Origin of the sequence: uncultured Kriegella sp., assembly GCF_963975415.1 — a bacterium.
Taxonomy (GTDB): Bacteria; Bacteroidota; Bacteroidia; order Flavobacteriales; family Flavobacteriaceae; genus Kriegella.
The window spans coordinates 615,850-629,282 of the sequence record NZ_CAXBGN010000001.1; the positions used below are offsets into that span (position 1 = coordinate 615,850).

At 40.4% G+C, this 13,433-nt stretch carries 11 protein-coding genes; 6 read left to right on the top strand and 5 right to left on the bottom strand.

Annotation, left to right across the window (positions count from 1 at the left end; translation table 11 throughout):
* Positions 1 to 90: 90 nt before the first annotated feature.
* Positions 91 to 1,488 (top strand): class II fumarate hydratase, encoded by a 1,398-nt coding sequence (gene fumC, locus AACZ88_RS02530; protein ID WP_339705696.1) that lies wholly within the window; start codon positions 91 to 93, stop codon positions 1,486 to 1,488.
* 91 nt (positions 1,489 to 1,579) lie between these two features.
* Here the strand turns inward: fumC and AACZ88_RS02535 are convergent, their stop codons facing one another.
* A complete protein-coding gene (locus AACZ88_RS02535; RefSeq protein WP_339705699.1) occupies positions 1,580 to 2,467 on the bottom strand; it encodes a hypothetical protein in 888 nt (295 codons plus the stop codon).
* A 173-nt stretch (positions 2,468 to 2,640) separates the two neighbouring features.
* On the opposite strand from AACZ88_RS02535, the gene AACZ88_RS02540 reads away from it, so the two are divergent.
* From AACZ88_RS02540 to AACZ88_RS02555, 4 genes are all read left to right on the top strand, one after another.
* Positions 2,641 to 3,111, top strand: coding sequence for a GNAT family N-acetyltransferase (locus tag AACZ88_RS02540; RefSeq protein WP_339705701.1), 471 nt, complete (start codon positions 2,641 to 2,643; stop codon positions 3,109 to 3,111).
* Between the two features lie 81 nt (positions 3,112 to 3,192).
* On the top strand, positions 3,193 to 4,005 hold the full coding sequence (locus tag AACZ88_RS02545) for an MBL fold metallo-hydrolase (RefSeq protein WP_339705703.1): 813 nt from the start codon (positions 3,193 to 3,195) through the stop codon (positions 4,003 to 4,005).
* Positions 4,006 to 4,058: 53 nt separating this feature from the next.
* A complete protein-coding gene (locus tag AACZ88_RS02550) occupies positions 4,059 to 5,450 on the top strand; it encodes a pitrilysin family protein (RefSeq protein ID WP_339705706.1) in 1,392 nt (463 codons plus the stop codon).
* Positions 5,451 to 5,452: 2 nt separating this feature from the next.
* A complete protein-coding gene (locus AACZ88_RS02555) occupies positions 5,453 to 6,841 on the top strand; it encodes a pitrilysin family protein (RefSeq protein WP_339705709.1) in 1,389 nt (462 codons plus the stop codon).
* 70 nt (positions 6,842 to 6,911) lie between these two features.
* Here the strand turns inward: AACZ88_RS02555 and ettA are convergent, their stop codons facing one another.
* The 3 genes from ettA to AACZ88_RS02570 form a co-directional block, all read right to left on the bottom strand.
* Positions 6,912 to 8,603 carry an energy-dependent translational throttle protein EttA gene (gene ettA, locus AACZ88_RS02560; protein ID WP_339705712.1) on the bottom strand — a complete coding sequence of 564 codons (1,692 nt, stop codon included), beginning with the start codon at positions 8,601 to 8,603 and terminating at the stop codon, positions 6,912 to 6,914.
* Positions 8,604 to 8,688: 85 nt separating this feature from the next.
* Positions 8,689 to 8,871, bottom strand: coding sequence for a CAL67264 family membrane protein (locus AACZ88_RS02565; protein ID WP_089887647.1), 183 nt, complete (start codon positions 8,869 to 8,871; stop codon positions 8,689 to 8,691).
* A gap of 71 nt (positions 8,872 to 8,942) precedes the next feature.
* Positions 8,943 to 9,947 carry a Gfo/Idh/MocA family oxidoreductase gene (locus AACZ88_RS02570; protein WP_339705721.1) on the bottom strand — a complete coding sequence of 335 codons (1,005 nt, stop codon included), beginning with the start codon at positions 9,945 to 9,947 and terminating at the stop codon, positions 8,943 to 8,945.
* A 54-nt stretch (positions 9,948 to 10,001) separates the two neighbouring features.
* On the opposite strand from AACZ88_RS02570, the gene AACZ88_RS02575 reads away from it, so the two are divergent.
* A complete protein-coding gene (locus AACZ88_RS02575; protein ID WP_339705724.1) occupies positions 10,002 to 11,630 on the top strand; it encodes a carboxyl transferase domain-containing protein in 1,629 nt (542 codons plus the stop codon).
* Here AACZ88_RS02575 and AACZ88_RS02580 read toward each other — a convergent pair.
* Positions 11,627 to 13,363, bottom strand: coding sequence for a carboxypeptidase-like regulatory domain-containing protein (locus AACZ88_RS02580; RefSeq protein WP_339705727.1), 1,737 nt, complete (start codon positions 13,361 to 13,363; stop codon positions 11,627 to 11,629). The two genes, AACZ88_RS02575 and AACZ88_RS02580, sit on opposite strands and share 4 nt — an antisense overlap.
* Between the last annotated feature and the right edge of the window lie 70 nt (positions 13,364 to 13,433).

A 13,433-nucleotide genomic window follows, 5' to 3' on the forward strand; every position in this document is an offset into this window, starting at 1 on the left:
CAAATTAAAAAAAAAGACAAATTATTTAGGCATTCCCAAAATAATTTCGTCAATGCCTTACCTTTGCCATGGTAACAAAAATACATCAAAATGAGTTTCAGAATAGAAAAAGATACCATGGGCAAGGTCGAAGTGCCTTCCGATAAATATTGGGGCGCACAGACCGAGCGTTCTCGAAATAATTTCAAAATAGGCCCATCGGCATCCATGCCTATAGACGTGGTATATGGTTTTGCCTATTTAAAAAAGGCTGCCGCTTACACCAATTGTGACTTAGGCGTATTGACCGAGCAAAAAAGAGATTTGATTGCTCAAGTCTGCGATGAAATATTAGAAGGTAAACACGATGATCAATTTCCGTTAGTGATTTGGCAAACGGGATCTGGCACCCAAAGCAATATGAATGTCAACGAAGTCGTTGCAAATCGGGCACACGAAATTGCAGGGAAAGTAATTGGGGAGGGAGAAAAAACAATTCAGCCGAACGATGACGTAAACAAATCACAGTCATCGAACGATACCTTTCCTACAGGTATGCACATTGCGGCCTATAAAAAAATTGTGGAAGTGACCATTCCTGGCATCGAACAACTTCGGAAAACTTTACACAAAAAAGGGAAGGAATTTGCAAAAGTGGTAAAAATAGGACGTACCCATTTGATGGACGCCACTCCCCTAACCTTAGGACAAGAGTTTTCAGGCTATGTATCGCAGTTAGACCACGGTTTAAAGGCCCTAAAAAACTCTTTGGATCATCTTAGTGAATTGGCATTGGGCGGTACCGCAGTGGGCACGGGCCTTAATACACCCGAAGGTTATGATGTGCTTGTGGCCGAATACATCGCAAAGTTCACCAACCTTCCTTTTAAAACAGCGGAAAATAAGTTCGAGGCTTTGGCCGCACACGATGCCATTGTTGAAAGCCATGCAGCGCTAAAACAATTGGCGGTATCATTGAATAAAATTGCTAACGACATAAGAATGATGGCCTCAGGACCTCGTTCTGGCATTGGGGAAATCATAATTCCTGCCAATGAGCCAGGAAGCTCCATTATGCCCGGAAAGGTAAATCCAACACAATGTGAGGCAATTACTATGGTATGCGCACAAGTTATGGGCAATGATGTTGCTGTAACCATAGGCGGAACCCAAGGCCACTACGAATTGAATGTTTTCAAACCTATGATGGCCGCTAACATTTTACAATCTGCCCAGCTTTTGGGTGATGCTTGTGTTAGTTTTGATGTCAATTGTGCCTCGGGAATAGAACCAAATCACGAGGTAATTAAAGAATTATTGAATAACTCATTGATGTTGGTCACCGCTTTAAACACAAAAATCGGCTATTACAAAGCTGCCGAAATTGCCAATACAGCGCACAAAAATGGAACGACCTTAAAAGAAGAAGCTATTAATTTGGGTTATGTGTCGGCCGAAGACTACGACGAATGGGTAAAACCTGAAGATATGGTCGGGTCGTTGAAATAATTATAAAGAAAGGCTTTGCCATATTTATAAAAGTAAAAAAGGGGCAATCTTTTCAGATTGTCCCCTTTTTTTTAAATGGATAGTGTTTATTTTACTTCAGTTCAAACTTATTTGTACCCAATAATTTGAGTTTGTCATCATAGACGTTTACCATATAATTTCCCTCTTGGAAATCTCCTGCTGGCTTATCGATATAATCGCAAACATCCAGTGCTCTATTTTCATAGTAAAAACCAGTTCCCTTACTATAGGTAATAGAAGCCCCGTCATCAGTAGTCTTAGTAGAACTTTGCCCTAGTACATTTCCTTGAGGATCCAATACTTCTATCGCAAATTCCCGGTCACCTGCATCTGCAATAATATTATCGGCAACAGTAAAACAAACTTTAAGTTTATCGGTTCTTTTCGCTTTTGATGTAGAAACTAGTTTTCCGCTACCACGCTCTTTTACCGCATCTATACTGAATTTAGATAAATTCAAGGCTGATCCCTTTTCGACTACGTCAGCCAATTGTGTGTTCTGAACCACCAAAGAATCATTAAAAACAGTTTGCTTTTCCAATTCAACATAGGTACTGTCGCGTTGCATGGCTATCATACTATTGGAACGCGTAAGCGAATCTACTTGTTTCAACAATTGTTCTCTTTCAGCCTTCAGTACCCCTACTTGTCTTCTGTATCGCGAAAGTGCTGTAATATCAGACTTCATCGCTTTTACAGAATCAATGTACTTTGCAATATTGTCTCTGGCTGACACCAACTCTTCATTGGTTGCATTGCTTTCCAAAATAGCCTTATCATATTCAGATTTTAAGCTATTGAGGTCTTCAACAACCAATTGCTTCTCCTGTGAGAGTATAGCCTCTGTTTTTTTCTTTTCCTGAAAAAGACTTACGGTATATATGATAGTACCCAAAAGCAATACACCTAGTAAGCCGGCCAATACCTTCAATCCGTTGTTATTTTTTGTTTCAGTCATAACTCAAAAATTAATTAACTTGTTTAAGTTCAATAAAATCATTTATTTGTTTGTATCAGTCTTATATACGGTTCAATTTTACTTTTAGATTTTTTAGGCAAAAAAAAATAAGTAAAACCCTGTTAAAGAAGATTCATACCAGTAACTTTATATAAACAACAGAGGTTATAACAATGGCACTTAAAGTAATCCCTTTTAAACATCAGTACGCTGAGCGTTTTAGAGACCTTAATTTACAGTGGATCGAGAAACATTTTGTTGTAGAACCTAAGGATAGCAACTTGTTGGAAAGTTGTGAAGAAAATATCATTAAACCCGGTGGCCACATTTTCTTCGCCAAGTACGATGATGTCATTGTGGGTTGTTTCGCCTTTATCAAATTGAATGACAAGGCTTATGAATTAGGTAAAATGTCGGTAGACGCCAAATATCAGGGATTACAGATTGGTCAGAAATTACTGGATTTCGCCATTAATTTTGCAAAAAATGAAGGTTGGCAAAAACTCGTTCTATATTCAAGCACCCGCCTAAACACAGCCCTACATATTTACAGAAAGTTTGGATTTAAGGAGGTGCCAATGGATGCGGATAGTCAGTATAAGCGTAGCGATATTAAAATGGAACGCTCATTAGAACAAATCTGACTAAGTCGAAAAAGTGGTTCTAATGGATCACCGGTAAAATATAAATAGGTTTACGGACAAATAACTAAAATTAAATACTATATGAAACATTTAATCTTATCTCTTGTTTTTGGAGGATTATTATTCTTAGGATGCAAAGAAAAAACAAAGCCGAACGCCAAAATTGACGCTGCGCCTGAATTAGAAACAGATCAACCCCAAGCGATCAAAATAAATAAAGATACTGAGGTCATCATAAGCCCTATCGAACATGCCACTGCGGTTTTGGAGTGGGGAAATATTGTTATCTATGTTGACCCCGTCGGAGGAGCCGAAGCATTTCAAGAAAAAAAAGCACCTGATTTAATTCTGATCACTGATATTCACGGCGATCACTTCAGCCTAGAGACTTTAGAGGCGTTGAATACCGATAAGGCCAAAATTGTGGCTCCACAAGCGGTTGCTGACAAATTACCCGAAGAATTCACGCCGCAAATCGACGTACTGAATAATGGGGAATCAAAAGAACGATATGGCATTACCATCGAGGCAATACCCATGTACAACCTGCGAAAAGAAGCTTTGAAGTTCCATGAAAAAGGACGGGGCAATGGATATGTTCTCAACTTTGATGACCAACGAATCTATTTTTCAGGCGATACAGAAGATATTCCTGAGATGCGGGCGTTAGAAAATATTGATAAAGCCTTTATTTGTATGAACCTACCCTATACCATGACCGAAGAAAGTGCCGCCGACGCCGTATTGGAGTTCAAGCCAAAAGAGGTGTACCCTTATCATTATAGGGGAAATCCCAACGTCAGTGATGTGAACAAATTTAAAGAACTGGTCAATGCCGGGGATGCAGATATCGAAGTGGTGCAGTTAGATTGGTATCCTGCCGAAGATTATTGAAACAAGCGTTCCCCAGAATATTATCCAATAGAACAACCTAAAAGAAATAGTAAATGAAAACAACATGCAAAAGGTTCTTTTTCTTTATTTTGGCGATTTTCGCATTAAGCTGCGCCGATAAAGAAGATAAAAAGAAAGAAACGGCCCAATTTAAGGTCCCCGTAGAGTATTATAAACTAGACAATGGTTTAAAAGTAATCCTATCCCAAGACAAGACCTCTCCAACGGCAATCGTAGCTGTATACTATAACATCGGTTTTCGAATTGAACCTAAAGAACGTACCGGTTTTGCGCATTTGTTCGAACACATGATGTTTCAGGGCTCTAAAAATTTGGGAAAAATGGAATTTGTCAAACTGGTGCAACAAAACGGTGGGGTACTCAATGGATCTACTCGTTTCGATTTTACCAATTATTTTGAAATCGTGCCTTCGCACAAATTGGAAACCATGTTATGGGCAGAAGCTGATAGAATGCGAGGCCTCGAAATTACCCAAGATAACCTTACCAACCAACAAGGTGTCGTAAAAAACGAAGTTAAGGTAAATGTGCTCAATCAACCCTATGGCGGATTCCCATGGTTGGATATGCCGCAATATGCCAACTCAAATTGGTATAATGCCCATAATTTCTACGGAGATCTAGAAGATTTAGATGCCGCCAATCTCGAAGATGTTGCTAGTTTCTTCAAAACTTATTATTCGCCCAATAATGCTGCCTTATCCGTTGTCGGCAACTTTGAAACCGAAGAAACGAAAGCGTGGATACAAAAGTATTTTGGCGATATTCCTTCCACCAAACTTCCGCCACAACCTGACATTACCGAACCAAAACAGGAAAAAGAAAAGGCATTTGTAAAAAATGATTCCCTGGCAAACAAACCTGCCATTGCCTTGGCGTATCATATGCCAGAGCGAAATTCTCCAGAGTATTATGCCATGGGACTTCTTGACCAAATTCTTATACAGGGAGACAATAGTTTGCTAGCCCAAAAACTTGAAAAAGATAAAGGATACACTTCAAGTGTAAGTGGGGGTATCAACTATCTGGGAAATATGTTCAATTACAAAGGCCCGATGTTATGGATGTATAATCTAACCTACGATACTGAAACCTCACGAGATGATATTCTCGGGGCGATAGACGAGGTGATGACTAATTTGAAGACAAATATAACACAAGAGACCATCGATAAAGCTATTATCAAGATTCGATCCAAACTGTATGACGATTTAGGCGGCACTTTCGGTTTGGGCAGAGCCGACCTCTTGTGCAGTTTTGCCTTATTTGATGACAATCCCGAACGAATTAACACCCTTGAGGATGAATTCAAAAAAATAACTCCTGAAATTGTCAAGAAAACCATCGATGCATATTTGGTCGCTACCAACCGTACCATTTTGACCGTAAACCCTTTATTGGCCGATAACGAAAAAACACAATGATTATGAGAACTTTACTAGCGTATGCTCTGAGCCTCACATTTTCCTTTACCGTGCTTACCGCTCAAGAAAAAGAACAGCCGCCTAAAGGTGGCGAACCAAAAGATTTTACACTTCCTGAAAAAGAAGTGGTCGAATTTGACAATGGACTTACCTTGGTCATGATTCCATACGGTTCCATTCCAAAGGCCTCAATACAGTTTAGTATTAAAACCGGTAATATCAATGAAAAAGAAAATCAAGTTTGGTTGGCCGACCTTCTGGCCGATATGCTAAAAGAAGGGAGTACTACTAAAAGTGCCAAACAAATTGCAGACGATATGGCGGGTATGGGTGGTAATTTGAACATCGGTGTGGGTGTTCATACTTCGTATTTAAGTAGTTCTGTATTATATGAATTCGCCCCAAAGGCAATTATGCTTATGGCTGATGTGCTTAAAAACCCGAAATGGCCCGTGGAGGAACTCGATCGGTTGAAAAATGATATGAAGCGTAATTTATCGGTGCAACTGGCGGGGCCACAAGCACAAGCAAGCAGAGATTTTTTTGCTGCCATATACCCTGACCACCCTTATGGCAGGGTATTTCCGAATGATGAAATGATCGATTCATATACTGTAGAAGACATTAAACAGTTCTATGACGAGAATTTTGGCGCTCTTAGAACCACAATCTATATTGCCGGTAATTTTGATGCAGAGGAAGTTAAAAAAGCTGTTGAATCTTCTTTATCGGACTGGAAAAGTGGAGAACCTTCAGATTATACCCTTGCGCAACCAGTTACCAATGGGGAAATAAAAATTATCGATCGCCCTGGAGCACCCCAGTCTACGATCTATTACGGCCTGCCCGTAATTGGTCCGTCAAGTGAAGATTTTATTGCCTTAGATGTCACTAATTCTATTTTAGGAGGATCTTTTGCCTCTAGAATTACTAGCAATATTAGAGAAGATAAGGGGTACACCTATTCGCCCTATAGCAATTTAAAAGACAACTATAAAACCGGGGTCTGGTACGAAGCAGCCGATGTTACTACTGAGCATACCGGGGCATCTTTGAAAGAAATCGTGAAAGAAATCGAGAGATTACAAAATGAGCCACCTAATCAAGAAGAAATGGATGGCATCATAAATTACGAATCAGGAATTTATGTCCTTCAAAATTCTACCCCAAACGGAATTATTGGTCAATTAATATTCTTAGATACTCATGACCTTGATGAATCGTTTCTGACAGACAAGGTAAAGAACATGCACGCCGTAACTCCTGAAAAAGTTTCGGAAATGACCCAGAAATATATACAACCGAACAATATGACATTGATTGTCGTCGGAGATAAGGCAAAAATTGAAAATCAAATTCAGGAAACCTTGGAAAAACCACTAAAACAATAAGACTGATTTTTTCTTATGAAAAAGCCCTCGGTCGAGGGCTTTTTTTATTTTGAATTTGTAGCTATAAAAGCTATCGAATCAATTTCTTGTATTTAATGCGTTGCGGAATCAAATCACCACCCAAACGCTTCTTCTTGTTCTCTTCATAATCGGAAAAAGAACCTTCAAAGAAATACACTTGGGAATCACCTTCGAAAGCCAAAATATGGGTACATATGCGATCTAGAAACCACCTGTCGTGGGAAATGACCACCGCACAACCGGCGAAGTTTTCAAGTCCCTCTTCCAAAGCTCGTAACGTGTTAACATCTAAATCATTGGTCGGCTCATCCAATAACAAAACATTGCCTTCTTCTTTTAAGGTCATAGCCAGATGAAGTCTATTGCGCTCACCACCTGAAAGCATATTCACTTTTTTGTTCTGTTCACTCCCCGAGAAATTAAACCGACTTAGATAGGCACGGGAATTCACTTGTCGGCCGCCCATCATCACCAATTCTTGTTCGTCGCTAAAATTTTGCCATATAGTTTTTTCGGGGTCAATGTTCGAATGACTTTGGTCTACATAGGCGATCTTTGCCGTCTCACCTACCTCGAAAGCACCTTTATCAGGTGTTTCCTCTCCCATAATCATTCTAAAAATAGTGGTCTTACCGGCACCGTTCGGTCCAATAATTCCAACAATTCCCGCCTGTGGCAATTTAAAATTCAGGTCTTCATAGAGCAATTTATCATCATAACCTTTGCTCACTCCTTTCGCTTCCAACACGTTGGTTCCTAAACGAGGACCGTTGGGAATGTATATTTCAAGTTTCTCATCAAGCTGTTTTTGGTCTTGGCTCATCAACTTGTCGTAGTTCTTCAAACGCGCTTTTTGTTTCGTCTGTCTTCCCTTTGCACCCTGTCTTACCCATTCTAGCTCACGTTCTAAAGTCTTTTGTCTTTTGGATGCGGTTTTACTCTCTTGTGCCAACCGTTTTGACTTTTGATCCAACCAACTGGAATAATTTCCTTTCCATGGAATACCTTCGCCCCTATCAAGTTCTAAAATCCATCCCGCAACATTATCTAAAAAATAACGGTCGTGGGTCACGGCAATCACGGTTCCTTTATATTGTGCCAAATGATGCTCTAACCAATGAACCGATTCGGCATCTAAGTGGTTGGTCGGCTCATCAAGTAATAAAATTTCGGGTTCTTGTAGCAATAGTCTGCATAAGGCCACACGTCTTCTTTCCCCTCCTGATAACACACCAATTTTTTTGTTCGGCTCAGGTGTCCGCAAAGCGTCCATCGCAATTTCAAGCTTGGTATCGAGTTCCCAAGCGTTTGAAGCATCGATTTGGTCTTGAAGCTCGGCCTGCTTATCCATCAACTTTTGCATCTTATCGGCATCTTCATACACCTCGGGCAACCCGAACATATCGTTGATTTTATTATACTCGTCTAAGATAGCTACCGTTTCTGAAACTCCCTCCCGAACAACCTCCAAGACGGTCTTATCTTCATCTAACTGCGGCTCTTGCTCTAAATACCCGACTTTATATCCTGGTGAAAAAACTACATCGCCCTGAAAGTTTTTATCGACACCGGCAATGATTCTTAACAAGGTAGATTTACCAGATCCGTTGAGACCAAGAATTCCGATTTTGGCTCCATAGAAAAAACTGAGGTAAATGTTTTTCAATACCGGAGTATTGGCATTTTTATAGGTTTTGGTCACTCCAGACATGGAGAAGATGACCTTCTTATCGTCGCTCATTTTCTTGATTTATGAGTTAATTAATTGAGAAGTTTATTAAAGACAGCCTCCTTGAATTTTAGTTGGTTCAAGCGGAAACAAAAAATCAAACACGTCCCTTTAGCGCGTTAAAGACCCAGGCAATGGCAAAAAAACCAATTCCTACGGAAGCAAAACCCCAACCGGCTACATCATCATATCTAAAGGCTCCCAGCGCAATCAGTCCGAGTCCTACGATTATCATTATAAAAGTTGCCCATGCCAGTACAGTGTTCTTGTTCATTCCCATATTTTAGTTGGTTTGATTCGAATCTCAAATATCGTAAAAATTAGAGGATTTTCATCGCAATACGGCAAACTTTAGGCTTCCATTGGAAATCGTATTCCTGTTTGCCTTCGCACCTCGTCCATCAAAGACATCAGGTCTAGGCTATTTTTATGGCTCCAAAGGTTACTTTGCCGGTCACATCTTTTAAGACATTCATGAACTTCGATTATTTCATGGGCATACCCCCTACCCAAGGTAGGTAGATCAAAATTCTCTAATTGGCCATCATGTTCTACAATATATCCCTGGGCTTCATGCCATTTAGGTTTCAAAAAGACGCTGCCATTGCTACATGAAATTTGTGCTTTCATTTCCGCTTTACTCTTCAGTCCGCTATATAAAATAGCTTGGGCTTCAGCATATTGAAATATCATCGAGGTCTGTATCTCGACCCCTGTTTTATAAAAATTGGAGGCGGCCAAAACCTTATCGGGATACCCCAACATTAGGTAGGCCAAAAAAATTGGGTAGATGCCAATATCCAACAATGAGCCGCCAGCCAGTTCAGGGTTTAACAATCGTCCCTTCTCATCCCTATCGAGTGCGTAGAACCCAAAGTCTACATGAACATAGGCGATTTCGCCAAGTTCACCACCATCGACAATTTGTTTCGCCTTTCGAATAGCCGGGTTAAATCTACTCCACATGGCCTCCATTAAAAAAACCTGGTTGCGTTCTGCTGCGGCAATCATTTGTTCTACATCACCTCGATGCAGCCCCATTGGTTTTTCACAAAGCACATGTTTCCCCTTGTCCATAGCCTTTACCGCCAGTTCAGCATGTGAGGTATGTGGGGTGGCGATATAAACGGCATCCACTTCCCCACAGTCAAATAATGCCTCGTAACTACCAAATGCATGTGGGACATTGTACTCTTTTGAAAAAGCTTCAGCCCTTTCAAGACTGCGCGATGCCACGGCGCTTACCTCTCCATCTGCAACAAGCTTCAAATCGTTCGCGAAACTGTGGGCTATGCGTCCTGGTGCGACAATGCCCCATCGTATCTTATCTTCCATATTGATTTTGAAATTTCCCAAATGTAATCATTTTTACTCCTTATCTTTAATGCCAATTAAGGAAAGCACAGCGGAATGGACATCAAATTCAACAAAAACGAGGACCACAATAAATTACAACTATCGGATCTTAAAAAAAGATTGGCTGAAGTAAAATTGGGGGGAGGTAAAAATCGCATTGAAAAATTGCATGCCCAGGGAAAGATGACCGCCCGAGAGCGGATTGATTATTTATTGGATAAAAACAAAGACAGTATAGAAATAGGAGCTTTTGTTGGCGAAGACATGTATAAAGAACATGGTGGATGCCCTTCGGGTGGCGTTGTCATAAAAATAGGCTATGTCTCTGGCAAGCAATGTGTGGTTGTTGCCAACGACGCTACCGTAAAGGCGGGTGCTTGGTTTCCGATTACTGGAAAAAAAAATTTAAGGGGCCAGGAAATCGCCATTGAAAATAGGTTGCCCATTATTTATTTGGTAGATAGCGCGGGAGTATACCTTCCGCTTCAGGATGAAATTTTTCCCGACAAGGAACATTTCGGGCGTATTTTCAGAAACAATGCGGTTATGAGCAGTATGGGAATCACACAAATTGCGGCCGTTATGGGGAGTTGTGTTGCCGGAGGGGCTTATTTACCTATTATGAGTGATGAGGCCTTGATTGTCGAAAAGACCGGAAGCATTTTTCTAGCAGGAAGTTATTTGGTAAAGGCGGCCATTGGGGAAAATATCGACAATGAAACTTTAGGAGGTGCAAGCACCCATTGCGAAATTAGTGGAGTGACCGACTATAAGGCCAAAGATGATGCCCATGCTTTGGATACCATTAAGGGCCTTGTCGACAAAATCGGCGATTTCGACAAAGCCGGATTTAATCGGGTCAAATCAATAAAACCAAAAGAGAACCCCGAAGATATCTATGGTATTCTACCCAGCTCTCGTACCGAACAATATGATATGCTGGAGATCATTAATCGGTTGGTCGATAATTCAGATTTTGAACAATATAAAGAAGGCTACGGAAAAACCATACTTACCGGATATGCCCGAATCGATGGTTGGGCCGTAGGCATTGTCGCCAATCAACGAGAAGTAGTTAAAAATGCAAAACGCGAAATGCAATTTGGTGGTGTGATCTATTCCGATTCTGCCGACAAGGCAACCCGTTTTATTGCCAATTGCAATCAAAAAAAGATTCCCTTGGTATTTTTACAAGACGTTACGGGGTTTATGGTGGGCAGTAAGAGCGAACACGGTGGCATTATTAAAGATGGGGCCAAAATGGTCAATGCCGTCAGCAATTCTGTCGTACCCAAGTTCACTGTTGTTATTGGAAATAGTTACGGCGCCGGTAACTATGCCATGTGCGGTAAAGCCTACGACCCTAGGTTGATCGTTGCTTGGCCCAGTGCAGAATTGGCTGTAATGAGCGGAAATTCAGCAGCCAAAGTGTTGCTACAAATCGAAACAGCCTCCTTAAAGAAGAAAGGGGAGAAAATTACCCCGGAAAAAGAACAAGAACTTTTTAACAAGATAAAATCACGGTACGATGCCCAGGTTTCGCCATATTATGCGGCTGCACGCTTATGGACCGATGGAATTATAGATCCTTTAGACACCCGAAAGTGGATTTCAATGGGTATCGAGGCGGCTAATCATGCGCCTATTGAAAAGCCATTTAATATGGGGGTTTTACAGGTTTAATGAAAGATTGTTTTAGTGGCGGTGTCAACCGATAACAGGTATCTCGACACCTCTACTTCCTCAAGTTTTACCACATTAATATATTGCGTTTGGGTCTGAAGGCCGTAATCAAAATAGGTCGCTAGTTTCAGGTAGGTTGGCAACTCGGTTTTGTTTCCTAAATACCGCACCTTTATTTGCCATTTTCCCTGTATGTCGTCATCTAAAAAGAACTGTTTGCTCGAGTAGCCTTTTATTTTTTGATTATGCAATAAGGTGTCATCGAGATGTGGGGTATTCATCCAATCATCATAATATTGTTGAGGGTTTATAAATTGAAGTTCAAATTCAGCATTCGCATTGCTCCATTCAACAACTATTCTAGTTCGTGGTACATCTGCTTCATTTTCTAGTATACTCTTATCTATTGAAAGTTCTTTTCCTTTTGTTCGTATAATATTGGAAGATTCCGTGGTCATAAGTATATCTGTACCATGCTTGTCAAATGGTATCGTATCCAATTCATTAATCGCCAATTCATAACGTGCATATACACTCAGCGCTTTTTGAAAATTGCCGCTTTGAGTGTAGGCATAGGCGACATTACGATGTGATTGCGCGTCCCTTGACCTGAGTTTTAAAATTCTAAGATTAATTTTCAGGGCATTATCGAATTGCCCATGTTCTTCATAAACATATGACAAGGCTTTTAGCGCCGGAACATCGTTCGGAAATTTGTCCACTACCTGCTGTAAGAGTTCGTCGGCTTTTTTTCCATCTTCCCATCGCTTTCTGAAATAATTAGAAACCTCTAGAAAGAAATAAGGCGATTTTTTATTTTCCTCTATTTGAATATCCAGCAGTTTATAGGACGCTTGTAAGGAGCTGGCCTTATTTAACTTTTTTATATAAACCGGGATTTTAGACTCAAAAACTTCCGGAGCATTAAACTCATCATAAATACTGTCACGCAAACCAGAATTATTGTACCGACTTTCGACTCCAAGATCATCGATTCGCGTGTGCTCTTTGGTATTTATAATGATAACCCCACCTGCCCCTTGCGGACCATACCTCATAAAGGCTCCATTTCTAGTAAGTACCGCAATACGATCGATCTCATGTACATCGATAAAAGTTGGTGGATTTTCATATATAAAACCATCCACATCAAAAATCGCCTGTGGGGGAGGACTATAACCAAAATTTTGTAAATAAACCTTTATTTCCCCCGGGTCATCTCGAGCAACCCGCATTTGTGGGATAAAGTTTTGCAAAGAATGCAAAAAATCGTTTCCCACAGGGATTAAATCTGCCCCATCAACCATTCGCATCGAAAAAGAGGAACGGTCTTTATCTAGAATACCCCAAGATGTCTTCAACAAATTTTTATTTGTAGGGTACTCTGCCAACAGCTCTTGTTGTGTTTTGCGCTTTCGCTTTTTGACCGTTACCTCATCGAGCACTTCTACTTTTGGTACCAACTTAACCCTTAAAAACCCAGTTTCTTCCGAAATTGGAACTTCTGTGGAATGCATCCCCACAAAAGAAAAAACAAGTATGTCTTTGGGTTTTACAGCAATTTCAAAACGACCCTCAATATCGGTCTTCACCCCTTTCGTACTACCTTTGATGGTGATGTTTACATTGCTTAGTGGGCGTCCATCCGTAGTGACAACACCACCAATATATTTTTCAATTTCTTGGGAATTACCGGAAAAAATACCACCAAAAAAAATCAAAAAAAGAGGCATATTTTAAGGAGGGAATGATTCCTATACCCTATAAGAAAACCGTTTGCCTGAAAACTTTTTCCCATTTAAA

Coding starts and splice junctions, on each gene's coding strand:
- fumC (WP_339705696.1), top strand. CDS start 91: ATGAGTTTCAGAATAGAAAAAGATACCATGGGCAAGGTCGAAGTGCCT.
- AACZ88_RS02565 (WP_089887647.1), bottom strand. CDS start 8,871: ATGGGAATGAACAAGAACACTGTACTGGCATGGGCAACTTTTATAATG.
- AACZ88_RS02545 (WP_339705703.1), top strand. CDS start 3,193: ATGAAACATTTAATCTTATCTCTTGTTTTTGGAGGATTATTATTCTTA.
- AACZ88_RS02535 (WP_339705699.1), bottom strand. CDS start 2,467: ATGACTGAAACAAAAAATAACAACGGATTGAAGGTATTGGCCGGCTTA.
- AACZ88_RS02540 (WP_339705701.1), top strand. CDS start 2,641: ATGGCACTTAAAGTAATCCCTTTTAAACATCAGTACGCTGAGCGTTTT.
- ettA (WP_339705712.1), bottom strand. CDS start 8,603: ATGAGCGACGATAAGAAGGTCATCTTCTCCATGTCTGGAGTGACCAAA.
- AACZ88_RS02555 (WP_339705709.1), top strand. CDS start 5,453: ATGAGAACTTTACTAGCGTATGCTCTGAGCCTCACATTTTCCTTTACC.
- AACZ88_RS02575 (WP_339705724.1), top strand. CDS start 10,002: ATGGACATCAAATTCAACAAAAACGAGGACCACAATAAATTACAACTA.
- AACZ88_RS02580 (WP_339705727.1), bottom strand. CDS start 13,363: ATGCCTCTTTTTTTGATTTTTTTTGGTGGTATTTTTTCCGGTAATTCC.
- AACZ88_RS02550 (WP_339705706.1), top strand. CDS start 4,059: ATGAAAACAACATGCAAAAGGTTCTTTTTCTTTATTTTGGCGATTTTC.